The 25,573-nt window shown below is 72.4% G+C and carries 25 protein-coding genes; 7 read left to right on the forward strand and 18 right to left on the reverse strand.

From position 1 onward, the window contains the following. Positions 1 to 21 precede the first annotated feature (21 nt). The 17 genes from ACIQV3_RS29960 to ACIQV3_RS30040 form a co-directional block, all read right to left on the reverse strand. Complete coding sequence (locus tag ACIQV3_RS29960; RefSeq protein WP_403717318.1) at positions 22 to 591, reverse strand: cupin domain-containing protein; 570 nt, start codon at positions 589 to 591, stop codon at positions 22 to 24. Between the two features lie 28 nt (positions 592 to 619). Then, complete coding sequence (locus tag ACIQV3_RS29965) at positions 620 to 1,561, reverse strand: TauD/TfdA family dioxygenase (RefSeq protein WP_403717320.1); 942 nt, start codon at positions 1,559 to 1,561, stop codon at positions 620 to 622. Next, positions 1,558 to 3,198, reverse strand: a complete 1,641-nt coding sequence (locus ACIQV3_RS29970; RefSeq protein ID WP_403717322.1) for an AMP-binding protein — start codon at positions 3,196 to 3,198, stop codon at positions 1,558 to 1,560. Before ACIQV3_RS29970 ends, ACIQV3_RS29965 begins: the two co-directional genes overlap by 4 nt. Further along, positions 3,188 to 3,847, reverse strand: a complete 660-nt coding sequence (locus tag ACIQV3_RS29975; RefSeq protein WP_403717324.1) for a thermostable hemolysin — start codon at positions 3,845 to 3,847, stop codon at positions 3,188 to 3,190. Before ACIQV3_RS29975 ends, ACIQV3_RS29970 begins: the two co-directional genes overlap by 11 nt. A 45-nt stretch (positions 3,848 to 3,892) precedes the next feature. Beyond that, positions 3,893 to 5,077, reverse strand: coding sequence for an FAD-dependent oxidoreductase (locus tag ACIQV3_RS29980; protein WP_403717326.1), 1,185 nt, complete (start codon positions 5,075 to 5,077; stop codon positions 3,893 to 3,895). Positions 5,078 to 5,112: 35 nt separating this feature from the next. After that, on the reverse strand, positions 5,113 to 6,105 hold the full coding sequence (locus ACIQV3_RS29985; RefSeq protein WP_403717542.1) for an aldo/keto reductase: 993 nt from the start codon (positions 6,103 to 6,105) through the stop codon (positions 5,113 to 5,115). A 123-nt stretch (positions 6,106 to 6,228) separates the two neighbouring features. Beyond that, positions 6,229 to 7,098, reverse strand: a complete 870-nt coding sequence (locus tag ACIQV3_RS29990; RefSeq protein ID WP_403717329.1) for an ester cyclase — start codon at positions 7,096 to 7,098, stop codon at positions 6,229 to 6,231. Between the two features lie 9 nt (positions 7,099 to 7,107). Beyond that, positions 7,108 to 8,217: a 3-oxoacyl-ACP synthase III family protein gene (locus ACIQV3_RS29995; protein WP_403717331.1), complete on the reverse strand. Its 1,110-nt coding sequence runs from the start codon at positions 8,215 to 8,217 to the stop codon at positions 7,108 to 7,110. Between the two features lie 2 nt (positions 8,218 to 8,219). Next, positions 8,220 to 10,586: a beta-ketoacyl synthase N-terminal-like domain-containing protein gene (locus ACIQV3_RS30000; protein ID WP_403717333.1), complete on the reverse strand. Its 2,367-nt coding sequence runs from the start codon at positions 10,584 to 10,586 to the stop codon at positions 8,220 to 8,222. A gap of 37 nt (positions 10,587 to 10,623) precedes the next feature. Then, positions 10,624 to 11,910, reverse strand: a complete 1,287-nt coding sequence (locus ACIQV3_RS30005) for a beta-ketoacyl-[acyl-carrier-protein] synthase family protein (RefSeq protein ID WP_403717336.1) — start codon at positions 11,908 to 11,910, stop codon at positions 10,624 to 10,626. Further along, the gene (locus ACIQV3_RS30010) at positions 11,907 to 12,374 is read right to left on the reverse strand and encodes a 3-hydroxyacyl-ACP dehydratase FabZ family protein (RefSeq protein ID WP_403717338.1); all 468 of its coding nucleotides are present in this window, start codon (positions 12,372 to 12,374) and stop codon (positions 11,907 to 11,909) included. Before ACIQV3_RS30010 ends, ACIQV3_RS30005 begins: the two co-directional genes overlap by 4 nt. Beyond that, positions 12,371 to 13,648 (reverse strand): beta-ketoacyl-[acyl-carrier-protein] synthase family protein, encoded by a 1,278-nt coding sequence (locus ACIQV3_RS30015; protein ID WP_403717341.1) that lies wholly within the window; start codon positions 13,646 to 13,648, stop codon positions 12,371 to 12,373. The genes ACIQV3_RS30010 and ACIQV3_RS30015 overlap by 4 nt, the downstream gene beginning before the upstream one ends. Beyond that, positions 13,645 to 14,097, reverse strand: coding sequence for a 3-hydroxylacyl-ACP dehydratase (locus tag ACIQV3_RS30020; protein ID WP_403717343.1), 453 nt, complete (start codon positions 14,095 to 14,097; stop codon positions 13,645 to 13,647). Before ACIQV3_RS30020 ends, ACIQV3_RS30015 begins: the two co-directional genes overlap by 4 nt. A gap of 54 nt (positions 14,098 to 14,151) precedes the next feature. Next, on the reverse strand, positions 14,152 to 14,919 hold the full coding sequence (locus ACIQV3_RS30025; RefSeq protein ID WP_266914467.1) for an SDR family NAD(P)-dependent oxidoreductase: 768 nt from the start codon (positions 14,917 to 14,919) through the stop codon (positions 14,152 to 14,154). Between the two features lie 177 nt (positions 14,920 to 15,096). Further along, the gene (locus tag ACIQV3_RS30030) at positions 15,097 to 15,519 is read right to left on the reverse strand and encodes an acyl carrier protein (RefSeq protein WP_389690616.1); all 423 of its coding nucleotides are present in this window, start codon (positions 15,517 to 15,519) and stop codon (positions 15,097 to 15,099) included. Positions 15,520 to 15,611: 92 nt separating this feature from the next. Continuing rightward, entirely contained in the window at positions 15,612 to 16,583 is a 972-nt protein-coding gene (fabD, locus tag ACIQV3_RS30035) for an ACP S-malonyltransferase (RefSeq protein WP_403717346.1), read from the reverse strand. A 156-nt stretch (positions 16,584 to 16,739) separates the two neighbouring features. Further along, positions 16,740 to 17,972, reverse strand: coding sequence for an FAD-dependent monooxygenase (locus ACIQV3_RS30040; protein ID WP_403717349.1), 1,233 nt, complete (start codon positions 17,970 to 17,972; stop codon positions 16,740 to 16,742). 196 nt (positions 17,973 to 18,168) lie between these two features. Here ACIQV3_RS30040 and ACIQV3_RS30045 point away from each other — a divergent pair, with 196 nt between their 5' ends. Together ACIQV3_RS30045 and ACIQV3_RS30050 are read left to right on the forward strand one after the other, a co-directional pair. Beyond that, a complete protein-coding gene (locus ACIQV3_RS30045) occupies positions 18,169 to 18,642 on the forward strand; it encodes a DUF1772 domain-containing protein (protein ID WP_403717351.1) in 474 nt (157 codons plus the stop codon). Between the two features lie 332 nt (positions 18,643 to 18,974). Further along, complete coding sequence (locus ACIQV3_RS30050) at positions 18,975 to 19,718, forward strand: class I SAM-dependent methyltransferase (protein ID WP_403717354.1); 744 nt, start codon at positions 18,975 to 18,977, stop codon at positions 19,716 to 19,718. Positions 19,719 to 19,842: 124 nt separating this feature from the next. Here the strand turns inward: ACIQV3_RS30050 and ACIQV3_RS30055 are convergent, their stop codons facing one another. Next, positions 19,843 to 20,514 (reverse strand): DUF4097 family beta strand repeat-containing protein, encoded by a 672-nt coding sequence (locus ACIQV3_RS30055; RefSeq protein WP_403717356.1) that lies wholly within the window; start codon positions 20,512 to 20,514, stop codon positions 19,843 to 19,845. Between the two features lie 237 nt (positions 20,515 to 20,751). Here ACIQV3_RS30055 and ACIQV3_RS30060 point away from each other — a divergent pair, with 237 nt between their 5' ends. The 5 genes from ACIQV3_RS30060 (at position 20,752) to ACIQV3_RS30080 (ending at position 25,565) form a co-directional block, all read left to right on the forward strand. After that, entirely contained in the window at positions 20,752 to 21,489 is a 738-nt protein-coding gene (locus ACIQV3_RS30060) for a helix-turn-helix domain-containing protein (protein WP_403717544.1), read from the forward strand. Between the two features lie 188 nt (positions 21,490 to 21,677). Then, positions 21,678 to 22,649 carry an FAD-dependent monooxygenase gene (locus ACIQV3_RS30065; RefSeq protein WP_403717358.1) on the forward strand — a complete coding sequence of 324 codons (972 nt, stop codon included), beginning with the start codon at positions 21,678 to 21,680 and terminating at the stop codon, positions 22,647 to 22,649. 121 nt (positions 22,650 to 22,770) lie between these two features. Beyond that, positions 22,771 to 23,139, forward strand: a complete 369-nt coding sequence (locus ACIQV3_RS30070) for an acyl carrier protein (protein WP_403717360.1) — start codon at positions 22,771 to 22,773, stop codon at positions 23,137 to 23,139. Beyond that, positions 23,136 to 23,948 (forward strand): 4'-phosphopantetheinyl transferase family protein, encoded by an 813-nt coding sequence (locus tag ACIQV3_RS30075; RefSeq protein ID WP_403717362.1) that lies wholly within the window; start codon positions 23,136 to 23,138, stop codon positions 23,946 to 23,948. Before ACIQV3_RS30070 ends, ACIQV3_RS30075 begins: the two co-directional genes overlap by 4 nt. A gap of 39 nt (positions 23,949 to 23,987) precedes the next feature. Then, a complete protein-coding gene (locus ACIQV3_RS30080) occupies positions 23,988 to 25,565 on the forward strand; it encodes an acyl-CoA carboxylase subunit beta (RefSeq protein WP_403717363.1) in 1,578 nt (525 codons plus the stop codon). Positions 25,566 to 25,573: the final 8 nt, after the last annotated feature.

The raw sequence follows: 25,573 nt of genomic DNA on the forward strand, positions 1-25,573 counted from the left end.
TACGGGCGAGGACGGGAGCGGTCAGGCGGCGCTCCTGCTCTGCTCGGCGCGCTGGGGCGGACGGTAGGTGGGGCGGTATCCGCAGGCCAGGCCGACCGGCGCGAGCAGGGTGGACAGGGCCATGTCCACGGCGTGGGGGCGGCCAGTGACGGCCCGGTACTCGTCGCGGAAGCCCAGGGCGAGCAGCGGCATCTGCAGGAAGGGAGTGCCGTCGGGGCGCAGCCGGCCTTCGCCGGCCAGTCCCCAGAGGGTTTCGAAGAGCTGCTCGGTCCGGTAGGCGGGAGTGACGCGCCAGGTCATCCGGGCCCGCTCCGGACCGTCGTTCCACATCGAGTGGGCCACACCCGGCGGGATGTGGAACTCGGCTCCCGCGCCGTACGTGTGCAGGGTGCCCTCGAGCCGGACGTTGATCTGCCCGCTCTGGACGCGGAAGAGTTCGGTCTGCTTCGGGTGGTAGTGCGCGGGCGGCATGTGGGCCGCGCTCGCGTAATCGACCTCGACTTCCAGGTAGGCGCCGTCCGTGTCGGCGGCCGTGGCCAGGAAGGTGAGCCGGTCGGCCCCCATGTGCAGGGTGTCTCCGGAGCGTGCCATCGGATGTTTCTCCCATCGGTCCGGACGGTCAGGCTGCGGGGGCCTCGATGTAGCTGAGGGCGTTGAAGATCGTGCGGTCCGGGTCGGTGATGGCCCGGCGGCCGTGCATGACCCGGGTGTTGTCGATGAGGGCGGCGTCGCCGTCCTGCCAGTCGAGGTTCTCCGTGAGGCGGGCCGTCACCGACTCGACCTCGGCCAGCAGCCGCGCGGACAGCTCGGTGCCGTCGGCGAAGGTGATCTTCGGCTTCTCGTAGTTGAAGGAGGGGCCCAGGATGCTGTTGGCGAAGGAGGGCCGCTCGGCGAAGACGGTGCGGCCGGCGGCGGGGGTCCGGAAGGAGTAGCGGACCCCGCCGTCCTCCTGGGCCACGATCTCGGTGCCGGGCGTCCGGTCGCCGAGCGCGATGAGGTCCGCGACGTCGATCTCCGCCGCGGGCGTGGTCCCGCCGAGCAGGTGGTGGGCCATGGCCCGCCACTGGGCCTCGGCGACGTACCGGCTGTAGACGATGTCCTGTGCGGCGAAGGCCTCGCGCGCGGCGGGGCTGAGGGCGTCCCAGACGCGGTAGCCGTCGCAGACGGTGGTCTGGGAGCCGGAGGACGCGGCCTTCTGGCAGAAGAACCAGGCCAGGTGGGAGCGGAAGGGGCTGTTGCCGTTCTCGGTGTGCAGACCGACCTCGTCGAAGCCGGCGTCCACCTTCTGCGCGACCTCGGAGTAGAAGTCGCGGGCGGGGTCGATGGTGGTGGAGGTGGAGGTGGACTGCACCAGTGCGGTGAAGCCGGCCATGTCGGAGCCGGTGAAGCCGCGGAGCAGCAGGAAGCCCGCCTCCGCCAGCAGGTCGCGCAGGACCTTCGGGTCGATGTCCGCGAGGCTTCCGCCCTCGACGGGCTCCACGAGCAGTCCGGTGCCGGTGCCGTAGGGGGTGGTTCTGACAGCGGTCCTCGTGGCGGCGGCCGTGGTGACAGCGGAGGTCATGCCTTCTCCAGGTTCTTCTCGTCGGTGGTGTGGTCTTGCAGTACGTGGGCCCGTACGACGTCGCGCCGCGGGCGGCCGGTGACGGTGAAACAGGTGGCGTACCGGGGGTCGTCCTCGGGCATGAGGTGGATGACCGCGGCGCGTTCGATGCCGGAGAGCCGCTCGCGGCCGAACTCCTCGATCCGGCTCCGTGCGGTGGCGGGATTCAGGGCGGCGTCGACGACGAAGAGGCCGTGGACCTGTTCGAGGCCGTCGGCGATGATCGCGGCCTCGCGGATGAAGCCGAGTTCGCGGTAGCGGGACTCGACCCACTCCGGGGAGACGTTGCGGCCGCTCGCGGTGATCACCATGCTCTTCTTGCGGCCGGTGATCCGCAGGTAGCCGTCCTCGTCGATCTCGGCGAGGTCGCCGGTGTGCAGCCGTCCCTGTTCGTCCACGACGACGCTGGAGGGGTCCTCCCGGGTGTACCCGGCGAAGAGCGAGGTGCTGTGGATCAGCAGTTCGCCGTCCTCGGCCAGTTCGGCCTTCACGTGGTCCAGCGGGCGTCCCACGGTGCCGAAGCGGACCTCTCCGGGGAAGTTCCAGGACACCACCGAGGAGTTCTCGCTGAGCCCGTAGCCCTCGTGGACGGTGAGGCCGTACGCGTCCAGGCGCCGCAGGACCTCGGCGGGCACGGGGGCTCCGCCGCAGGCGATGAAGACCGGGCCGTCGTGGCCGAAGATCCGCTGGTGGCGCTCCCGCACGCTCTCCCCGGGCCGCTCGTCGCACAGCGCGAGGAACAGGGCGGCGACCGTGGGCGGTACGACCAGGGCGGTGGGCCGGGCCTGGCGCAGCAGGGTCAGCATCCGGGGGCCGGCGTCGGCGGCGGTGCCGACCAGCGCGGTGCCGGGCGGCAGGAAGGAGACCGACCCGCCCGCCAGGAAGGGCATGTAGAGCCCGGCGACCTGCTCGATGAGCAGGCTCAGGGGCACGATCGAGAGGTAGCGCTCGAAGAGGGCCGGCCTGGCCCGGGCCCGCAGCGAGGTCAGCAGCTCGTCCAGGCCGTGCCGGCGGATCCGTACCCCCTTGGGGGCCGAGGTGGTGCCGGAGGTGTGGATGACCTTGACGACCGCGTCCTGTTCGGGGACTTCGGGGACTTCGGGGCGGGGTCCCGCGGCCGGCGGCCCGGCCGGCAGCGCCGGCAGGCCGACGGGGGTCACGGGGCAGCCGGCCGGCAGGACGGCGGCCCGGGTGTCCGCCGTCCAGCGCTCCAGGGCGCGGGCGCCGCTGTCGTCGACGAGGCAGATGTCGGCGCTCTCCAGGAGGGAGGCCGCCTGCTCGGCGGTGAAGGCGGTGGGGACCGGGATCTCCACGGCCCCGCTGAAGAGCAGCGCGAGGTCGGCGACGACCCACTCGGGGGAGTTCTCGGCGAGCAGTCCCACCCGGGCGGGGCGGCCGTGCTCCCCGGCCCAGTCCCGCAGGCGTCCGGCCCAGACGAGGGCCGCGCCGATGATCTCGCGGTAGCTCCAGGTGGCGGCGGCCCGCGCGGGGGCGCCGTCCGGGCCGGCGGCGGCGAGCACCCGTACCATCACGGCGTCGCTGTCGGCCTGTTCCAGCAGTCCCCCGGCGAGGGACACCCGGGGTGTGTCACGCGGCACGGGTCAGCACCTTCGCCTCAGGGCGGTTGCTGACGAACCGCATGTCGATCGTCTCGAAGCAGTAGCGGCCGATCGCGGCGAGCAGCAGCGTGCTCTGCTCGGCGGCTATGGCGTAGCCGACCATCGGCCGGGTTTCGTAGTACGAACCCCAGGTGGCGGCCTCCTCGGTGGACAGCCGGTCGGGCGAGGCGTCGGCGAGGGGGTGGAAGACCACGCCGAGGCGCTGCATCAGGGCGGCGAGCCGGTGGGTCATCGTCATCACCGCGTAGGGCCGGCCGAGGCAGGCCATGACCAGCGGGATGGCCTTGATGATCTCGGCGCCGGCGGTGGCCCGCACCGAGGAGATGTTGCCGACCTGCATGACCTGGGAGCGCTTGACCGGCCCGTCGACGGAGGCGCTGATGACGTCCTCGACGGGACCGTCGAGGTAGCGCTCCAGCAGGATGCTGCTGCCCTCCACCTCGGGGAAGGTCAGTCCCGCACAGGCGAGGGCTTCCTCGGTCCCGTCCTCGGCGTCCTCGAAGAAGGCGAGGAAGCTGTCCGGGTCGGGAGCGATGCTGGCCTGGTACTGCTTGGCGAACACCTTCTGGGAAAGCTCTGCGGCGACCAGCCAGTCGGGAGTGCCGCGCTCGGAAAGCGTGATTCTCATGTGCCGCCCCTTTTGGAGGGTGGAGTGGGAGGAGAGGTGGGGTGATCAGCGCAGGCTCGCGACGGCGGTGCGCCGTGTCACCGGCTTGGCGGCGACGGCGAGTCCGGCGGCGTGCACGGCGCTGTTGATCGAGGTCTCGGCGAGGATGCCGGGGGCGGCGACGGCGTCGCCGATCAGGAAGACGCCGTCCCCGCGGTCGACGGCGGGGCGGTCGCGCCAGCTCAGGCCGGGCAGGTCGAGGGCTCCGGTGCGGCCGCGGGAGACTCCGTCGCGGCGCCACAGGATGCGCTCGCGCCAGCCCGGGGTCGTCAGGTCGAAGAGCTTCTCCAGCCGGGCCAGCGCCTCGTTCTTGGACTCGCCGGGCCGCAGCGGCATGGCCCCCTGGAAGAGGGCCTCGCCCTTCGGGGCGAGCGAGGGGTCGTGGTCGGAGTACTGGGAGGTGAAGCCGCCCTCGTCCATGTCGAAGGAGACGTTGCCGTCCTTCTTGGAGCGGGTCACGGCCATGTCCAGCAGGGCGGAGGTGCCGCTGGGCCAGTCCAGCGATCTGTCGCCGAGCAGGCTGCGGGCCGAGGCCAGGGAGGTGGCGACGATCACCGGTCCGTCGGTGGGCAGTTCGGTGAGCCGCGACCCGGTCTCGATGACCACGCCGTGCCGCTTGGCGACCCGCTCCATGCGCTCGATGACGGTGCCCCAGCCTCCGATGAAGTACCGGCTGGGCAGCGGGAACCGGGGGGTGCCCACGCGCAGCAGCCGCTCCCAGACGAAGGCCGCGGACAGCCGGCCCGGATCCCCGTCGAAGAGGATGGGGCCGAGGAAGCCGAGGGCCTCGTTGACGGTCTGCTGCTCGAAGCGCTCGCTCGCCCAGTCCTGGAAGGAGCGGTCGACGGGGACCTCGATGTCCCGGTGGAGCCAGCACATCTTCATGTAGCCGCTCGGCAGGGTCATCCGGAGTTTGCCCTGGTGGCGGAAGCGCATCCGGGTCCACTCGTGGAACGACAGCCGTACGTAGCGGCCGGCCAGGCCTCGCTGGACCAGCCAGTGCCAGACGGGCCCGTTGTCCATGATGGTGTGCGGGCCGTCGTTGGTGACGTAGGGGGCGGAGGCCGACCGGGCGCGCCCGCCGAGGTGCGAGTGGGCCTCGTGGACGGTGACGCGGGCGCCCTGCTCGGCGGCGGAGATCGCCGCGGCCAGGCCGGCCAGTCCGCCGCCGATGATCGTGATGTTCGCCATGGTCAATCACTCACTCACGTTGGGATGGACGGTTTTCAGCCGTCGAGGGTGGCCATGGCGCCGGCGGGGTAGCGGTCGCCCACCGTGCTGCCGTGGGGGGCGATCCGGTCGAGGGCGGCGAGGTCGTCGGCGCTCAGTGCGACGGAACTGGCGGCGGTGTTCTCCTCCAGGTACTTCACCCGCTTGGTGCCGGGGATGGCGACGACGTCGTCGCCCTGGGCCAGTACCCAGGCCAGCGCGAGCTGTCCGGTGGTGATCCCCTTGGCCGCGGCCATGGCTTCCAGCTGCTCGACGACGTGCAGGTTGGCGTCGAGGTTGTCCTTCTGGAAGCGGGGGGCGATCCGGCGGAAGTCGTGGGCGGCCAGGTTGTCGAGGTTGCGGATGGCTCCGGTCAGCAGGCCCCGGCCGAGCGGGCTGTAGCCGACGAAGCCGATGCCGAGTTCGCGGACCGTCGCCAGGACGCCGTTGACCTCGACGTCGCGCGTGGAGAGGGAGTACTCCGTCTGCACGGCGGTGAGGGGATGGACGGCGTGGGCGCGGCGGATGGTGGGGGCGGCCGCCTCGGAGATGCCGAGGTGGCGGACCTTGCCGGCGGCCACCAGCTCGGCCAGGGCTCCGAAGGTCTCCTCGACGGGGACGTCGGGGTCGACCCGGTGCAGGTAGTAGAGGTCGATCCGGTCGGTGCCGAGCCGGCGCAGGCTGCCCTCGACGGCGGCGCGGATGTACTCCGGGCGGCCGTTCTGCTTGCCGGTGATCTGCCCGTCCGGGGTGACCTCGTTGCCGACCTTGGAGGCGACGACGACCTCGTCGCGCCGCCCCGCGATGGCCTTGGCGACGAACTCCTCGTTGGTGTGCGGACCGTAGAAGTCCGAGGTGTCGAGCAGGTTCACGCCGAGTTCGAAGGCCCGGTGGGCCGTACGCAGGGCCTCCTGGTCGTCGGCCGGGCCGTAGGCGAAGGTCATGCCCATGCATCCGAGACCCTGCTCGGACACCACCAGGCCCTGGCTGCCGAGCTTTCGTTGCCGCATCATCATGCGCCTTCCGCGGTAGTTATCGACGCTAGAAATACTAGCAGAGCTAGACTAGAGAGCTGCCGGAGCCGCCCTCGAGGCCTTGGGCCGGGAGGGCGGCGATCCGGCGTGGAGCCGTGGTCAGGCGGCGGAGGTCAGTTCGGTCGTGACGGAGGACCAGGTGTGCTCCCGCTCCGCCGTGTTCCCCGCGGCGAGCGCCTCCCAGGGATCGGCGCCGAGCGCCTCGGCCGCGGCCTCGCGCAGCCACACGTCGAAGGCCTCGCGGGACTGCCCCAGCCGGATCGCGGCCCCCGCCGGATCGCGCGCCTCCACCCGGTGCACCAGCACGTCCCGGTCGCCGAGCCGCTGGAGGGCGAAGGACTCCTGGAGGATGCCGGCCCTGCGCCGCGAAGCCTCGTACTCCCTCAGGCGCGGCCCGGAGAACTCCGCCTGTACGTCCTTCCAGCGCGCGGCGCCGCCCTCGGGCAGCGACAGCAGCACGGTGGCGGGCTCGACGCTCCGGCGCGCCGAGGCGCGGGCGGCGGTGCGCGAGGAGGGGGCCAGGCGGCGCATGCCGAGTACGGAGAGCATGTTGGACTCGACGCCGATGCCCCAGCGTTCGGCGATCAGGCCGTCGTCCAGCAGCCGCCAGACCACCACGCCCTGGAACTCGATGTAGCGCCCGGTGGGCGGCATGCCGAGGAACTCGCCCCGGTGCGTGCCGCGCCAGGTGTTGTGGATGACGACGTGATCGCCGTGGGCGCTCATGTCCTCGATGGTCACGTGCAGGTCGGGGAAGCCCTCGCGCAGGCCGGCGATGGTGTACTTGACGCCCTCCAGCCCCTCGGGCGCGCCCGGCAGCGGCTGGTGGTCGACCATGTCGGGGCTGTAGATCTCCTCCACGATGGAGAAGTCGCCCCGGTTCACGAAGGTGTCGAAGACCGCACGGATGGTCTTCTTGTTGCGCTCCTCCACGCTCACCGCGCTGCGCACCGTCTCTTGTATCGACACGTTCCGTCCTTAACTGGTGGGGAAGGGTGCTTCCCAGGTGAGGGTGAGTCCCGCGTACACGTAGCGGCTGGCCTCAATCGCGAGCAGCAGCACGGTGTCCCCGGGCCGGATGCGGCCCTCGGTCCAGCCGGCGTCCAGCGCGAGGGGGACCGCGGCGGAGCCGGTGGCTCCCACGTCGGTGAGGTTCTCCACGATGATCTTGCTGAGGGTCGCCTGGTCCTCGGCGGACAGTCCGGCCGTGCCGTACTCGCTCGCGAAGTACTCGGCGTTGCCCTCCGGCAGCACGCACGCGTCGATGTCCGAGAGGGCGAGCCCCGAGCGGCGCAGCATGTCGTGGATGCCCTCCACGAAGACCTTGGGGCCGAACTGCGCGGTGCCGGGGATGTCGAGCTTGATGTCCATCAGCCGCTTGCGCTGCTGCTGTTCGTGCAGCGGGGCGTCGGTGCCGCCGCCGACGATCAGCATGCCGGGCTTGCGGGCGCCGCCCATGGACCGCGTGGCGAACACCTGGCGGCTGCCCTCGTGGGCCGAGCCCTCCTCGCCGCCGCGCAGCACCACGGCGCCGGCGCCGTCGCCGAAGGTGTAGACGGTGAGCCGGTCGCGCATCCGCACCTTGTGCGGGTCGACGCCGAGGAAGACGGGTGCGAGCAGCGGCGAGACCGACTCCGCGCCGATGACGAGCGCGGTGCGGTAGGTGCCGTCGGCGAGCAGGCGCCGGGCGATGTCGAAGGCCTGGACGGCGCCCACGCAGCCGGCGCGGACCTCGATCACCGCGCAGTTGGCCAGGCCGAGCTGCTCCTGGACGTAGGTCGCCGCCACGGGCAGGAGGTAGTCCGGGCTGGCGGTGGAGAGCACGATCAGGTCGACCTCGGCCGCCTCCACACCCGCCCGCTCCAGGGCCTGTCTGGCAGCGGCGGTGGCCATGGCGGAGGTGCTCGTACGGTGTTCGCCGGTGACCGGGTCCACCATCCAGTGGCGGCGTTTGACCTGGATGCCCTCCAGGACGTCGTCGGGCAGCGGCCCGCAGACCCGGGCCAGGGCGTCGTTGTCGAGGGGCTCGCCCGGCAGGTGGGCACCGGTGGCGAGGATCGATACGTGTCGGTCGGTGCTGGGTGACATGGTCAGTTCTCCGTAGCGGGACGCAGGACGAGGCTGATGTGGGTCCCCCCGAGCGAGGAGCTGTTGATGAGGACCGGTCCTCGGTCCAGGCCGTTGTCCCAGCCCGTGAGGGCGAGCACGGCCGCCAGCTGCGCTCCCGCGCCCGCCGGTTCGCCGAGCGTCCGCTTGGGGGTGTGGACGGGGACGGAGCCCGCGCCTTCGAGCCGGCCGGCGGCCAGCTCCTCGGGGGCGTCGGCGCTTTCCAGGCCGGCCGCGTTGGCCCAGATCCCGGTCAGCTCGCCCGGCTGGACGCCCGCGTGGGCCAGGGCCCCGCGCATGGCCCGCTCCACGCCCTCGCCCGTGGCGTCCCAGCGGCCGATGCCCTGGGCGTCGCAGGTGGTGGTGTGGCCCGCGAACTCGGCCAGGATCCGGGCACCGCGGGCCCGGGCGCTCGACTCGCGCTCCAGGACCAGGGCGATGCCCCCTTCGGAGAGGGTGTAGCCCTCGTCCCCGAAGAGGGGCAGCCCGCGGTAGGCCTCCAGTACGCCCGGGGAGAGGTCCTCCACCGCCGGGCACAGCACCGCGTCCGCGCGGCCCTGGAGCAGCAGGTCGTAGGCGACGGTGAGGGCCGAGGCCCCGGCCGCGTGGCCGGTCGTCACCGTGGAGGTGGGGCCCTTGGCGCCGACGTTCATGGCGACCTGGCCGGCGGCGGCGTTGAAGACGGTGTTGGGGAACACCGCCGGGCTGCCGTAGGAGGGGCAGATGTCGAGGACGGGCCGCAGGAAGTCCTCGATGCTGCGCATCGGGCCGAGCCCGGTGCCCAGGACGACGCCGACCCGCTCGTCGGCGGTGAGGCCGGCGTGCTCCAGGGCGACGCGGCAGGAGGCCACGGCGAGCTGGCCGAGGCGGTCCACGCGGCGCCGCTCGGCGGGCGTGGTGTGCGCCGCCGGGTCGAAGTCGGCGCGTGCCACGCGCAGTCCGTCCTCGTCGGCGCCCAGCGGGCTGCCTTCGCTCCAGGCCCGCCACAGGGCGTCGGCGCCCGTACCGGCCGAGGTGATCGCGGCGAAGCCGGTGACCACCACCTTTTCTCCGGCGGGCGGGACCTCGGCGGTGAAGCGCCGGCCGTCGGGACGGCCGAAGGCCACGCACGCGTTGGCCCCGGCGAAGGCGAAGTTGTTCGACAGCGCGGCGTCCATGGCGTGCGGGCGCCCGGCGTCGGGCACGGCGTCCAGGCCGCACTTGGGGTCCACGCCGGTGAAATTGGCGGTCGGCGGGGCGATCTGCTCGACCAGCGCCTGGACGGTGACGATGGCCTCGACCGCGCCGGCGGCGCCCAGCAGGTGGCCGATCATCGACTTGGAGCTGCTGAGCGGGGTCTTCTCGGCGGCCTCGCCGAGCGCGGCGCGGACCGCGTTGCTCTCGGCGGAGTCGTTCTTGGGCGTGCCGGTGCCGTGGCCGTTGATGTAGCCGACGTCCTCGGGGGTGAGGCCGGAGGACCGCAGCGCGCCGCGGATCGCGCGGGCCGCGCCCTCGCCCTTGGGGTGCGGGGCGGTGGCGTGGTAGCCGTCGGCGGAGAGGCCGTAGCCCAGGACCTCGGCCAGGACGGTGGCGCCCGCGGCGCGGGCCACGGACTCCTCGGCCAGGACGAGCATGCCCGCGCCCTCGCCCAGCGAGAGGCCGTCGCGGTCCTTGGAGTAGGGGGCGGCCGGCTTGCTGGACAGCGACTGGAGGCTGGTGAACCCGGCCCACGCCGTCTCGGTGAAGGCGTCGCTGCCCCCGACGAGCATGGCGTCGGAGTGGCCCGAGCGGATCGACTCGACGGCGTGGGCGATGGCGTGGGCGCCGGAGGCGCACGCCGTGTTCACCGACAGGGACGGCCCCTTGAGGTCGAAGGCGCTGCTCAGCGCCTCGGCGATGGCCTGCGGCGGCACCAGCAGGTAGTGCCGGCCGTCGTCCTCGGGCGCCTCGCCGGCCCGGGCGCGGCGGGCGAGCTTCTCCGCACTGCGCAGCCCGCCGTTGCAGGAGCCGAAGGAGACGCCCCAGCGGGCGGCGGGCACACCGCCGAGGTCCGCCTGGTCCAGCGCCTCCCGGGCCGCCGCCAGCGCGAAGTCGACGGCGGGCTCGCGCTCCCGCCCGCCGAAGGCAGCCAAGTAGTCGTAGCCGGGGGCGAGTTCGCTCTGGACCTCGCCGCCGATATCGGTGCCGTAGCCGTCCATCGGCATGCCGCGCACCGGTCCGATGGCCGAGAATCCGGCCCGTACGCCCTCCCACAGCGCCGTGGCGGTGGCTCCCTGGGCGGTCACGGCGCCGACCCCGCAGACCACCACGGTCCGGGTCCGGCCGCCCGCGCCGTCCGGCGCGGTGTCGTGCTCGTACACGTCGTCGGTCATGTCCGCTCTCCGTCCGGGGGTGTCCGTATGTCCGTCATCAGGCCCGCCCCATGGCGATGGCCACCGCCTGGCCTTCCAGGCCGCGGGCGAGGGCCAGTGCGCTGTCGGGCCGCGTCTCGCGCGGGGTGAGCGGTACGTAGTCGAGGTCGCACTCGTCGGCGGGGTGGTGCAGGTTCTGGGTGGCGGGGACGACGCCGGAGTTCAGGGCGAGCGCGCTGACGGCCGCGTTCAGTGCCCCGGCTCCGCCGACCAGGTGGCCGGTCTGCGGTTTGATGCTGCTGATCTGCGCCGCCTTGGCGGCCGTGCCGAGCGCGTCGTGCAGGGCGAGCGTCTCGCTGGCGTCGCCCTGGACGGTGGCGCAGCCGTGCGCGGCGATGTAGCCGCCGTCGTGGAACACGCCGCCCGCGTCCTCGAGCGCCCGGACGATCGCCCGGGACAGGCCGCGGGCCCGGGCCTGCGGGCTGGGCGGGCGTACGCAGTCGTTGCCCGCGCCGTAGCCGGTGACCTCGGCGTAGCAGTGGGCGCCGCGCGCCAGGGCGTGTTCGCGCTCCTCCAGGACGAGGAGGGCGGCGCCCTCGCCGAACACGGAGCCGCTGCGGTCCCGGTCGAAGGGCCGGAAGGCCTCCTGACCGAGGTCGGTGCGGGTGGACAGCACGCCGAGGCCGTCCATCTTGGACATGGCCCACCAGCCGGTGGCGTCGTCGTACCCGCCCGCGAGCACGATGTCGGCCTCGCCGCGGCGTACGGTGCGCATGCCGCGGCCGATCGCCATGGCGCCGGCGTCGGCGGTGCCCGCGAAGTAGGCGTTGGCGCCGCGGATGCCGTACTTCTCGGAGATGTGGAAGCCGGCCGCGGGCTGCAGCCCCTCGACGAAGAACAGCGGGGCGATCACCGAGGAGGCGGTCTGGCCCAGCTTGTACAGGTCGGGGGTGCCGTCCTCGGCGCGGACCGCCTGGAGCTGGGCGATCAGCTCGTCCATGCGGGGCATTTCCTTGTTGCTGCCGAGGAACAGCCCGGCGCGCTGGCCGAGGTCGCCCGCGCCGTCCAGGCCGGCGTCGCGCAGCGCCAGGGTGGCGCCCGCCAGGGCCAGTTGGTCCCCGCGGCACAGCATGCGCAGGGTGCGCCGGCTGGCCCACTGCGTGGGGTCGAAGTCGGGGATCTCCGCGCCGATCCCGGTGCGCAGCGGCGCCGGGTCGTAGGCGCGCAGCGGGCCGATCCCGCTGCGGCCCTCGAGGAGGTTCTCCCAGGTGGGTGCGGCGCCCTGGCCGATCGCGGTCATCAGACCGATGCCGGTCACCATCACGCGCCGCCTGTCGTCGCTCATGCTGTGCCCTCCCTGGGCTTCTCTGCGCTCACCAGGGTGAGGAGGCGAGCGGCGGCAACCACACGGCCCTCGACCCGGGCGGTGGTCCGTACATCGGTCGTCTGCGGCGTGCGGCCCGTCACCTCGACGGTGATCTCGACCTGGTCGCCGGGGGCCACGAAGTGCTTCCAGCGGACGCCCCGTACGGAGGCGAGCCGCCATCCGGCCGGGTCCCCGCCCGCGACGGCCTTGGCCAGGTCGGCCATGCTCTCCAGGAGCAGTACGCCCGGCAGGATGGGGTGACGGGGGAAGTGGTGGTCGAAGACGGGCAGGGTCGCGGGGATGTTGCGGACGGCGGCCGCCCGTTCGCCCGGGGCGAGCTCGACGAGCCGGTCGAAGCCGTGGGGGACCTCGGCGGCCGGGGTGCCGACCTGCGTCGCGGTGCTCACCTCCGTCGCGGTGCTCACCCGCGTCGCGGTGCTCACGCCTCCTCCTGCGGGGCGCCTATGACGATGCTGGTGTTGCTGCCGCCGAAGGCGAAGGCGTTGATGAGGACTCCCGACACCGGCATGGGGCGCGCGGTGTGCGGTACGTAGTCCAGGTCGAGGCCCCGGTCGGGCCGGTCGAGGTTGAGGGTGGGCGGTACCAGGGAGTGCTGCATCGCGTTGACGGCCGCGAGCACGCCGAGTCCGAGGCTGGCCGAGGTCAGGTGTCCGGCCATGGACTTGGGTGCGCTGACCACGATCCGCTGGGCTTCGGCGCCGAACACCTTCTTGATGGCGGTCGTCTCCGACTGGTCGTTGCCGTGCGTGCTGGTGCCGTGCGCCACGACGTAGTCGATGCCTTCGGTGCCCAGGCCCGATTCGGCGATGGCGCCCTCCATGGCCTGGATCGCTCCGGAGCCGTCCGGCGGGGAGTCGGTGATGCGGTAGGCGTTGAGGGTGGAGCTGTAGCCGAGGACCTCGGCGAGGATGGTGGCGCCGCGCTCGCGGGCCGCGTCCATGTCCTCCAGGATGACGGCGACGGCGCCCTCACCGACCACGAAGCCGCTGCGGTCCGCGTCGAAGGGGCGCGAGGCGTGCTCGGGGTCGTCGTTGTACTGGTCCGTCAGGGCCCCGAGGAGGCTGAAGCCGAGCAGGTCGAGCCAGGTCGTCAGCGAGTCGTAGCCGCCGGCGATCATCAGCTTCGCGTCGCCCTCCTGAATGGCGCGGTACGCCTCCCCGATGGCGTGCCCGGATCCGGCGCAGGCGGTGCTGATGCCCAGCATCGGACCGGTGCCGCCGACCATCCGGGCCATGGCGGCCAGGGGCACGTTCTGGTCGTCGGTCAGGGTCAGGGCGGGGGGCTGGCAGATGAAGGCGTCCGCCTGGCCGGTGGTGGCCCGCAGGTGCCCGATGTCGAGCAGCGCCTGGAGCTCGGGGCGGCCGACGCTGGCCCCCATGGCGACGCCGCGCTCGTCGGCGGCGTACACCTCCTCGGAGAGCGTGTCGACCCCGGCGGAGCGCACCGCCTCCCAGGCCGCCGCGACGCCGAACTGGCCGACGCGCGAGAGGTGCTTGCGCCCGACCTTCGCCGGGATGGCGGCCGCCGCGTCGAAGTCCTTGACCTGCGCGGCGATCCGTACGGGGAAGCCGGAGGCGTCGAAGGTGGTCAGTGGACCCACTCCGCTGCGTCCGGTGGCCAGGCCTTCCCAGGTGCTGTCCGCATCGTTACCGAGAGGGGTGACCGCCCCGACTCCGGTGATGGCTACGCGCTTCATCCGACCGGTCCTCCGCCCTGCAGCTGTCGCGCCATGCGCGCCGTGTTCGCCGGGTCGTCGAGACGCTCGGCGTCGATGAGCGCGCACATGATGCCGCTCGCTTCCAGGACGGTCTCGCCGTCCACCGTGACGGTGCCGTCCAGGATCGCGGCGTCGTCGTTCATCGATTCGATCCTGGCCTCCATGCGGAGCACCTCACCGGGCACCACCGGACGGTGGGCGGTGGCCTCGCCGACCGCGAGCAGCGCCGCGCGGAGCTTGTGGTCGGTGCTGAGCATGATCAGCCAGGTGGCCGACTGGCACAGGGCTTCCAGCGCGAGTCCGAAGGGCAGTGCCGGGCCGTTCGCCGTGTCCTGCCAGTAGTCCTCGTCGACGGTGGTGACCTTGCGGGCGGTGATCCGCTCGCGGGGGGTCCAGGTCTCGATCCGGTCGATCAGATGGAATCGCATGGTCGTCTCTTCGTCTCTTCGTCTCTCGGGGTCTCTTCCGTTCCCTCCGGTGCGTTACGGGCGGCCGATGCCGAGCTGGGCGGAGAATCCGCCGTCCACGGTGAGCAGTTCGCCGGTGGTGTAGCCGGAGTCCGGGCCGGCCAGGAACACGGCGGCGGCGGCGACCTGCTCGACGGTGGCGAAGCGGCGCAGGGGGATCTGGCGCTTGATGCTCTTGCCCCCGTCGCGCTGGAGGACCTCGCCCACCAGTTCGGTCGGGGTGAAGCCGGCGAGGACCGCGTTGACCCGTACGCCGAACCGCGCGAGTTCGATCGCGGCGGAGCGGGTGAAGGAGTTCAGGGCGCCCTTGGAGGCGGAGTAGTTGGACTGTCCGATCCAGCCGCGCTCGCCCATGGCGGAGGAGATGTTGACGACGGTGGCGTCGCCCTGGGCCATGAAGTGCTCCATGACGGCGTGCGTGCAGTGGTACGCCCCGCCGAAGTTGACCTTCATGACGTTCAGCCAGGCGTCCGGCGCGGAATCGTAGATCAGGCCGTCGTCGCTGGTGCCCGCGTTGTTGACCAGTACGTTCAGGGAGCCCAGCTGACGGATCGCCTCGGCGACCAGTTCCGCGGCCTCGGCGGGGTCGGAGACGTCGGCGCCGATCGCCACGGCCCGGCCGCCCGCCGCCTCGATCTCCTTGACGACCGCCAGGGCGTCCTCCCGGCGTGAGCGGTAGTTGACTGCGACGGCCGCCCCCTGTTCGGCCAGGGCCAGGGCGATGGCCCGGCCGATGCCCCGCGAGGCACCGGTGACCAGGGCGGTGCGGTCCTTCAGCTTCATCTGTCTCTTCCCGTTTCTGCTACGAGGTAGGCGTCCTGGCTGCTGCGGCCGGCGGGCGCCCTGGGTCGTCTCTTTCGCGGGCCCGGCAAGATCCGAAAGAGACGGCCCAAGGGCCCCGGCGCCACCCCGCGTCCGCCCGGCCCGTCGGTGGGGGCCGGGCGGATGCGGGAGGGCATGTCAGGCTGCGGCGGCCGCGTGGGCGCGCTCGGTCAGCAGATCGGTGAGGTTCTGCACGGTGAACAGGCCGAGGACGCCTTCGGCGGTCAGCGGCTCGGCGAGCTGGTTGCGGTCGAACTGCGGCAGGACCTTCTCCAGGTGGCTCAGGCCGGTGTCGTTGACGACCTCGTTCTCGTCGCCGAACTCCTCGTCCGGGATGCCGCCCTGGAGCAGGTTGGCGATGTCGGCCACGGTGATCTTCACCTTGGTGGCGCGCTCCAGCCGGAAGAGGATGTCGAGCAGGTCGATGGACTCGGCACCCAGCGCCCCGAGGAGGGTCGCGTCGGGAACGGCCTCGGCCTCGTCGATGCCGAGGGCGTCGGCTATGGCGGCCTGGACCGCGGGGAGGTAGTCGGTCGACAGGGTGGTCAGGGTTTCGGGCACCGTTTGCTGCCTTTCAAGTGGATTCTCACGGAGGGGCGAGAAGGAGGGTGGAGTGAGGAGGAGGGGACGGAGGGACGGGCGGGCGTACGCGGCTACGCGGCGGCCGCGCCGATGACGGACTCCGCGCGCAGATCGCGCAGCAGGGTGGCGACGCGGCGCTCGTCGTTGGTGCTGCGCACCAGGGCGCCGGGCACGCAGCGATTGGCGAAGCCGCTGAGGACGCGGCCGGGGCCGACCTCCAGGTAGCCGTCCACGCCGTGCACCGAGGCGGCGGCCAGTACGTCGACCCAGCGGACCGGGCCGGCGAGCTGGCGCCGGAGCAGGTCGCGGGCGTGCGCCCCGTCCCGCACCGCGCCGCCGGTGACCGAGCTGATGACGAGCAGCCGGGGCGCGGAGAACGTGGTGCGCTCCAGTTCGGCGGTGAACTCGTCCTCGACCGCGCTCATCAGCGAACAGTGGAAGGGTGCGGAGACCTTCAGCGGCACGGCCCGTTCGGCACCCGCTTCCAGGGCGAGCCGGCTCACCTCGGCGACCGCCCCGCTCTGGCCGGAGACCACCGTCTGGCCGGCCTCGTTGTAGTTGGCGACCTCCACCACGCCGAGCGGTGCGGCGGCCGCGCAGAGCTGCTCGATCCGCTCGGGAGCCAGTCCCATGACCGCGGTCATGGCCCCGGACACCCGGCGCGAGACGCCGGCCATCAGCTCGCCGCGGCGGCGTACGAGGCGCAGCGCGTCGCGCGCTTCGAGGACGCCCGCGGCGATCAGGGCGGTGTACTCGCCCAGGCTGTGCCCGGCGACCGCGGCGGGCCGGAAACCGGTCTGCTCGCGCAGTACCTCGTACACCGCGAGGCTGGTGGCGACGATGGCGGGCTGGGCGATCTCGGTCGGCGCGAGGTCCGCGTCCGGGGCCGTGGTGCACAGTTCCGTCAGGGGGAGTCCCGTGGCCTCCTCCGCCCGGGCCAGGACGCGCCCGACCGTGCGGGGGTGTTCGCGGAGGAGGTGTCCGGCCATGCCCGCGCGCTGCGAGCCCTGACCGGGAAACATCGTGAAGAGATTGTCGATCATCCCCGTTCCTACCTCACTGAGTTGTGGGTGACAGGTCGTCGAGCCTTCGGGCCGTCGACCCGTTGGGCCGCAGAACCACAGGGCCTTCGGCGACCGGTCCTCGACCCCGTGAAATCTGGCATCACGTTCTGGCGCATTCCTCGAATGCGCCTCGACTCACTCGGCGGCCGCGCCGGGCGCGGTGGCCGGCTGCGCGGCCGCCCGTCCCGGGGCCTTGGCCCAGCGGGTGCCGTAGGCGACCTGGCCCTTCTCGGCGGCGCCGAAGGCCTTGGTGTTCCAGTTCTTGCGCATGAAGGCCTCCCGCGCCTTGATCAGCAGCGGGTTCTCGACCGAGCCCATCTGGCCGATGCGCCAGGCGATGCGCTGGAGGGGCGCCGTGCGCGCGCGGCGCTCGGTCTCGTAGCCGCGGAGCGCCGAGACGGGGTCGCTTCCCGCCCGCTCCAGGTGCTCGGCCAGGACCAGGGCGTCCTCCAGGGCCTGGCAGGCGCCCTGGCCGATGTTGAAGGTGATGGGGTGGGCGGCGTCCCCGAGCAGGGTGACGCGGCCCTTGCCCCAGTGGCGTTCGGGCTTGCGGCCCTCGACGTCGCCGCGCAGGATCCACTCCTCGGGGGTGGCGCGCAGGATGTCCGCGACCGGGCCGCCCCAGCCCTCGTGGCGGCGCAGCAGCATGTCCCGTACGCCGGGCTCGTCGCGCCCGCCGGGCGCTCCGTTGGCCACGCTCATCCAGTGCACCAGGCCCGGTGCGACGTCGTAGTAGGTGAAGCGGGTGCCCGGCCCGAACATCGCGTTGAAGGTGCCGGCCGGGATGTCGGCGTGCTCCATCGGGGCCCGGCCGCGCCAGGCGATGTAGCCGCTGAAGCGGTTCTTGGCGGGGCCGAACATGGCGTCGCGCACGGCTCCGTGGATGCCGTCGGCGCCGATCAGCAGGTCGCCGCGGTCGCTGCCGCCGTCGGCGAAGCGGACGGTGACGCCCTCGGCGTCCTGGTCGAAGCCGATGACCCGGGCGCCGGTGCGGACCACGGGGCCCTGGAGCGCGTCGCGCAGGATGCCGTGCAGTACGGAGCGTTCGACGGCGATGGTGGGCTGGCCGTACCGGGTGACGAAGTCGCCCACCGGCCAGGCGCCGAGCACCTCACCGCGCCAGGTGCTGAAGTGCGCCGTCTGCTGGGCCGGGGCGATCTCCAGGACCTTCTCGGCCAGGCCCAGGTAGTCCAGCGCGAGCACGCCGTTGGTCCAGATGTGCAGTCCCGCGCCGCCGTCGCGCAGTTCCTCGGCGCGCTCGAAGACGACGACCTCGAAGCCCTTGCGCTGGAGTGCGAGGGCCGCGGCGAGACCGCCGATCCCTCCGCCGGCGATGAGTACGCGACGGGGACGTCGTCCTATGGCCATGTCTAGCTCTCCTCAAGGCTGTCCGGGCGGCCGGGCCGCTCCCATCGGGTACGAGATCCCTGACGGACTCCGGTAGTTGTCAACGCTAGCATTACGAGCGCCGATGTTGATAGTGTCGGCAGGACATCTAGCATCGCTATATCCCCCGTGGCACGACGGCCACGCGGCAACCGGCAGAACGACAGAGGTGGTTGTGATGGAAGCGCTCCTGCTCACGCTGGCCGTGGTGGCCACCATGGCCAACGCGGTGGTCTACGGAACCGACGTGTTCTCGGCACTCGTCCAGCGGCCGGCCATGGCCCACGTCGACGACGCGGCCCTGACCAGTGCCATGGGCCAGATCCACCGCTTCGGCGACAGCCGGATGCCCGTACCGGGCGTCTTCGGCCTGGTGGCCACGGTCGGCACCGCGGCCGTGGCCGGATTCGAGGGCAAGACCACGCCGTCCGTGGCCTCGGGCGTGGCCGCCCTGGCCCTGGTGGTGTGGCTGGTCATCTACAACAAGGTGAGCGCGCCCGTGAACAAGGAACTGACCGGCGCGGCGCTGGACTGCCGCGTCGCGCCCGACGCCCGTGGCCTGCAGCGCACCTGGGACAGCGTCATCAACGTCCGGGTGCTGCTCCAGGCGGTGGCGCTCGGCGGGATGTGCGTCGCGCTCGCGGCCTCCTGAGCCGAGAACCCGCCGCGATCCCCCGCACCTTCCCGGCACCTCCCCGCACCTTCCCGCACCTCCCCGCACCTCCCGGAACCCCCCGGAAACCCACGCATCCCGGGGCTTCGAAGGGGACCCACCGACCGGTGGGTCCCCTTCGGCATGCGCCCCCGCCGCCGGGACGCGGCTGTGCGGGAGGCCGGGAGAGGGGGCCGGTTTTCGTGGTTTTCGCCAAGGCTGATGGCCCGTCCGTTGGGGAGAGACTGCCGGTCAGAGGGCTTGTCCGCCGTGTCCGAGGGCGGGCGCCGGGCCCTCCCGCACGGTGCGGAACCAACGGGGAGGACGGCACGATGAGTGCACAGGAGCAGTACGACGAGATCGGTGAGGCGTACGAGGGGTTCAAGGCCCTTCCGCTGGAGCAGTGGGCGATCGTGCCCGGGTTCCTGGCCCTGGTCGGGGACGTGGCGGGCAAGTCGGTGCTCGACCTGGCCTCCGGTACCGGCTTCTACAGCCGGGAGCTCAAGCGGCGCGGCGCGGGCGACGTGCTCGGGATCGACATCTCCGGCGAGATGGTCGCCGTGGCGCGGGCGATCGAGGAGCGCGACCCCCTGGGTGTCCGCTACGAGGTGGGCGACGCGGCCGAGCTGCGGTCCTTCGAGGAGCCCTTCGACATCGGGCTGGCCGTCCAGCTGCTCAACTACGCCTCGGACATCGCCAGCACGGAGCGGATGTGCCGCACCATCCACCGGAGCCTGAAGCCCGGCGCCGAGCTCTTCCTGATCAACCAGTCGCCCGACTACCGCTTCGACGGGCCGACCCCGGAGAAGTACGGCTTCCGCACCGAACTCACCGGTGAGGAGGTCGAGACCGGGTTCAAGGTGCGGACCACGGCGCTGCTCGACCCGCCGGTCTCGTTCGTCGCGAACTTCCCGCGCCGCGAGGTCTACGAGGCCTCCCTGAAGGCGGCCGGCTTCAGCGAGCTGACCTGGATCCCGGTGATGGTGTCGGAGGCCGGCCTGCGGGAGTTCGGTGCGGAGCACTGGGCGAACCTCGCCGACAACCCGCCGCTGGAGATGCTGCGCTGCGTCGCCTGACGGTGCGGTGTCCCGCTCCGGAGCGGCCGAAGGCACCCACCCGGTTGGCGCCGCCGCGAGGGGTTCCGCCTCGAGGCCCGCGGCCCGGTGGTGCTCGGTGCCGCCCGGTGCTGCCCGGTGCTGCTCAGAGGCTGCGGGCGGTGATGTCGCCGTACGAGGTGGTCGCGCGGATGTCCAGCCGCGCGGCCGCGTCCCCGGTGCTCCTCAGCGCGTTGTGGATCCTGCCGTAGGAGGTGCCCGCGTCCAGGGAGGCGCTGACTCCGGCGGCGGCGCCGACCGAGATCCCGCCGGACTCGGTGCGCAGCACGACCGTGCCGTGCACGGCCTCGGCGATGGCGATGTCGCCCTTGAGGGTGCTGACGTCCGCGGGACCGTTCAGGCGGCCGACCGCGATGTCGCCGGACTGGACGGTGAGGCGGGCGCTCGCGGTCTCGTCGAGCTTGACCGAGGCCTGAGCGCCCTCGAAGGCGACGTCGCCGAGCCGTCCGACGCCCCGGAGCTCGGCGGCGGCCGCCTTCGCCTCGACGCGGGAGCCGGCGGGGAGCTGGACGGTGACCTCGATGGATCCGGCGCCGCCGAGGATCCGGTTCTCCGGCTTGGGGACCTCGATGCGCAGGACGCCGTCGGCGTAGGAGACCGTCGTCCGCTCCGCCGTCTTCACGTCGCGGCCCTTCGAGGCGTCCGCGGGCAGGACCTCGACCGTGGTGTCGGCCCGGTCGGCGGCGATGAGGCGGATGCGGCCGGCGGGGATGTCGAGGACGGCGGCGATCGGGGTGGTGGTGGCGAACTTCTGCATGGTTTCTCTCCTGTGCGTTTCCGTGGTGCCGGTTGTTTCCGACAAGAGAAAAGCTACGTTGCGTTCCAATATCCCGCAACATACTCGTTGCACAGAACCCTTATATGCGCAGCTCAAAGGCCCATTATCGTTGCAATGGTCTTGAATTCAACGCAACGGAGGACGTGTAGACGTTGCAATGAACTGGGAGTGAACGCTATGCTGGCGATCATCGGGGACCTACAGAGGGAGATCACGGTGCCGGGAGGCAGACTCACCCAGCAGGAGCGCCAGCAGATCGCGCTGGGGCTGGCCGACGGGCTGGCCTACGCGGAGATCGCCCGGCGTCTGGACCGGCCGACCTCGACGGTCACCCGCGAGGTGATGCGCAACGGCGGCCCCGCCTCCTACCGCTCCGACCTGGCCCACCGCGCCACCGAACGCCGCGCCCACCGGAGCAGGCAGACCGCGCCCCGGGGGCCGCAGGCCTCCCCGCAGACCGACGGGCGCGACGCCGAGGCCGTGCGCGCGTACGAGGAGACCTTCGCCGGCATCTTCATGCAGTCGGGCCTGTCCCGGATGACGGCCCGGGTGCTGGCCGCGCTCTACACCACCGACGCGGGCAGTCTCACCGCGTCCGAGCTCGTCCGGCGCCTCCAGGTCAGCCCGGCGACCGTCTCCAAGGCCATCACCTTCCTCGAGGGCCAGTCCCTCGTCCGCCGCGAGCCCGACGAGGGCCGCCGCGAGCGCTACGTCGTCGACGACGACGTCTGGTACCAGGGCATGATCGCCAGCGCCCGTGCCCACACCCTGCTCGTGGAGACGGCCCGGCAGGGCGTCGGCGTCCTCGGTCCGGGCACTCCGGCCGCCACCCGCCTCGAAAACATCGCGCGCTTCGTCGACTTCGTGAGCGAGGGCATAACCCGCGCCGCGGAGCAGGCCCGCGAGGTCCTCCACACGAAGCCCGCGCCGCGGTCCCCGGAGGACTCCGCCTGAGGGCACGCGGGTCCCCCCTGTTCCTCCCCTGAACTTCACGTGGGTCGCTGCTTACACAGGTGAGCGACGTCTGCAGATTCTGGCCAGGCTCTGAAAACGCGGTGTGTTGAACCCGCGCCCCGGCCCGCGGAAGCTGTGAAGCACGGTCCGGTCAGCTGTCCGCCGGGATCGAGACCAAGGGAGTGAGCATGTCTCAGCTCGGCTCGCGCGAAGACCGGGTGGACCAGGTGGAGCGACTGGACCGGCCAGACCGGCCAGACCGGCTGGACACCGATGTCGTCGTCGTGGGCGCGGGGCCCGTCGGGCTGATGCTCGCCGGTGAACTGCGGCTCGGCGGCGCCGAGGTGACCGTACTGGACCGCGGGGAACTGCGCGGGCTCACCGTCACCGAGGAGCACGTGGAGGCCGAGGCCGTCGGCCCCGCGGGACCCGTACGCGTCCGTGGCCGCTACCTCGTCGGATGCGACGGCGGGCACGGCACCGTACGGCGCCTGACCGGGGCACGGTTCCCCGGCCGGGTGCTCTTCGCGGGCGACGCCGCCCACCGGCGGGCGCCGGCCGGCGGGCGGGCGCTCCACCTCGGCCTCCAGGACGCGGTCGACCTCGGCCGGCAGCTGGCCGCCGCCGTACGGGGCTGGGCGCCGCCCGGCCCGCTCGACAGCCACGACCCCGAGCGGCGCGGCCCCGAGCGGCCCGACCCCGAGCGGCGCGAGGCCGGCCGCCGGGGCCCGGCCACCATCAGGACCCGACCGCACCCGCCGCCCGGTACCGAGCCTCCGCGCACGGTGCCGGGTACGCGGATCCCGTACGCCCGGCTGGTCACGCCCTGGGGACCCGTCATGACGACGACGGCCATGCTGCGCCCGGGCCGCGGGCTGCTGCTGGACCTCGTCGGCAGCCCCGCCCTGCGCCGCACGGCCCGCCCCTGGGCGGACCGGGTCGTCTTCGTCACCGCCCGTCCCGAACCCGGAGCGCCGCCGGGCCCCCTGCACGGCACCGGCGCGGTCCTCGTACGGCCGGACGGCCACATCGTGTGGACCGCACCGGCCGGAACGGGAGCCGGTACCGACACCGGAGCCGGAGCCGGCCTGCCGCGGGCCCTGCTGCGGTGGTTCGGCGCCGGGCAGGACGCGCCACCCCCCAGCGGAACCGGCGACTGAGCCGGACGGAACGAGGCCAGAGCTCCGCCCGAGGGCCGCGCCCCCACCACCAGGAGGCGACGAGTCCCCCTCCGCCGTACCCCGGAACACCGTCCACCCTTCACAGAAGGCGGTACACACCATGACGTTCCAGAACACATCCACCTGGCTCGAACGGTTGCCCGATCTCCCGGCCCTGCGCGCCGCGGACACCGCGGCGCGCATACGGATCATCGAGCAGTACATCTGCCAGGAGCTCACCGAAACCCTCGACATCCCGCCGGCCTACCGGATCAACGTCCGCCGGCCGCTGCGCAGCCAGGGGGTGGATTCGATCATGGCCATCCAGCTCAAGCGGAAGCTGGAGACGGCGCTGGGCGTCACCGTGAAGGCGGCGGACCTGCTGCGCGACGACAGCGTGGCCGAGGTCGCCGCCCTGCTGTGCGCGCTGATGCCGGACCGCCGGGAAGCCCAGGCCCGGTTCGCCGCCACCGCCGGCGCGGGCCGATGAGCAACGCCGCCGGGACGGCCCGGATCACCCCACCCGACCAGGACATGCACCTGTGGGTGTGCCATCCGGACCTGACGGAGGAGAACCAGCACGCCCTGGTCACGGACGAGCTCGACGCGAAGGAGCACAAACGGGCCGCCGCGTTCATCAGGCCGAACGACCGGCTGACCTATCTGTCGGCCCACATCGCGCTGCGGCGGCTGCTCTCCGCCTACACCGGTACCGCGCCGGGCCTGCTCAAGTTCGGCCGCGACGCCTGCCCCTGCTGCGACCGCCCCCACGGCCGGCCGGTGCTCCTCGACTCGCCGCTGCCGCTGCACTTCTCCCTGTCGCACAGTCACGGGGTGGTCCTCATCGGGATCGCGACCTCGACCGTGGGCATCGACGTGCAGCGGGTGCCGTCGCTGGAGACGACCGACCTGTGCTCGCCCGATCTGCACCCGATGGAGCAGAAGGAGCTGGCCGCCATAGAGAAGGCGACGGACCGCCAACTGGCCTTCGGCCGGCTCTGGACGCGCAAGGAGGCCTACTTCAAGGGCCTGGGCACCGGGCTCGGGCGGGAGCTGTCCGCCGACTACCTCGGCACGGACGAGGGACCGGACGCGCCCGAGCGTCCCGAGGGCTGGATCGTCCAGAACCTGCCGAGCTGCCCCGCCCACGTGGCGGCGTCGGCCCTGCTCACGGACGGACCGCACGAGATCACCGCTCGCTTCGTGACGATGGAGATGCTGACCGCCGCCGACGCCCTGGAGCTGATCGCCGCGGAGCCGTCGATGTGCTCGGACTTCGAACCGTCTGCCGACCGGTAGACGCAATGACCCATACAACGGGGAGGAAGCAGCGCCGTGGTGACGACACAGCAAGGTGACGGGGTCGGCGCACCGCCCGACCGGCTCGGAGAACTGGCCCGCATCAAGGAGGAGACCCGCGAGGGCGCCAATCCGGCGGCCACCGAGCGCCAGCACGCCAAGGGCAAGCTGACCGCGCGCGAACGGATCGGCCTGCTCCTCGACAAGGGGAGCTTCACCGAGGTCGAGGGCCTGAGGAGACACCGGGCGACCGGTTTCGGCCTGGAGGACAAACGCCCTTACACCGATGGCGTGGTCACCGGCTGGGGCGAGGTCGACGGCCGGACCGTGTTCGTCTACGCCCACGACTTCCGGATCTTCGGAGGGGCGCTCGGCGAGGCCCACGCCCAGAAGATCCACAAGGTCATGGACATGGCCCTGGCCGCCGGGGCCCCGCTGGTCTCGCTCAACGACGGGGCGGGCGCCCGGATCCAGGAGGGCGTCTCCGCGCTCGCCGGCTACGGCGGCATCTTCCAGCGCAACACCAAGGCCTCGGGCGTGATCCCGCAGATCAGCGTGATGCTCGGGCCGTGCGCCGGCGGGGCCGCGTACTCGCCGGCGCTCACGGACTTCGTCTTCGCCGTCCGCGACATCTCGCAGATGTTCATCACGGGTCCCGACGTGGTGCAGGCGGTCACCGGGGAGCAGGTCACGCAGAACGGCCTGGGCGGCGCCGACGTCCACGCCGGGGTCTCGGGCGTGGCCCACTTCGTCTACGACGACGAGGAGACCTGCCTCGCCGAGGTGCGCTACCTGCTCTCCCTGCTCCCCTCCAACAACCGCGAGCTGCCGCCGGACGTGCACAGCGAGGACAGCGCCGACCGGCACTGCGACGCCCTGCTCGACACGGTCCCGGCCGACGGGAACCGCTCGTACGACATCCGCGAGGTGATCGCGGAGATCACCGACGACGGCGACTACATGGAGGTCCACGCCGGCTGGGCGCCGAACCTCGTCGTGGCGCTGGCCCGGCTGGGCGGCCAGGTGGTGGGGATCGTCGCGAACCAGCCCGCGGCCATGGCCGGGGTCCTGGACATCAAGGCGAGCGAGAAGGGCGCGCGGTTCGTGCAGTTCTGCGACGCCTTCAACATCCCGCTGGTCACCCTCGTCGACGTACCGGGATTCCTGCCCGGCGTCGACCAGGAGCACCAGGGCATCATCCGGCGCGGCGCGAAGCTGCTGTACGCGTACTGCAACGCGACGGTGCCGCGGATCTCCGTGGTGCTGCGCAAGGCGTACGGCGGCGCGTACATCGTGATGGACTCCCGCTCGATCGGGGTGGACATCGCGCTCGCCTGGCCGACCAACGAGATCGCCGTGATGGGCGCCGAGGGCGCGGCCAACGTGGTCTTCCGGCGGGAGATAGCCGCCGCCGAGGATCCCGAGGCCATGCGCCTGCAGAAGATCAACGAGTACAAGACCGAGCTGGTGCACCCCTATTACGCGGCCGAGCGCGGTCTCGTCGACGACGTGATCGACCCGCGCGAGACCCGCTCGGCGCTGATCCGCTGCCTGTCGATGCTGCGCACGAAGGACGCCGCGCTGCCCCGCCGCAAGCACGGCAACCCGCCCCAGTGAGGAGGACC

Origin of the sequence: Streptomyces sp. NPDC099050 (genome assembly GCF_044759865.1) — a bacterium.
Classification (GTDB): Bacteria; Actinomycetota; Actinomycetes; order Streptomycetales; family Streptomycetaceae; genus Streptomyces.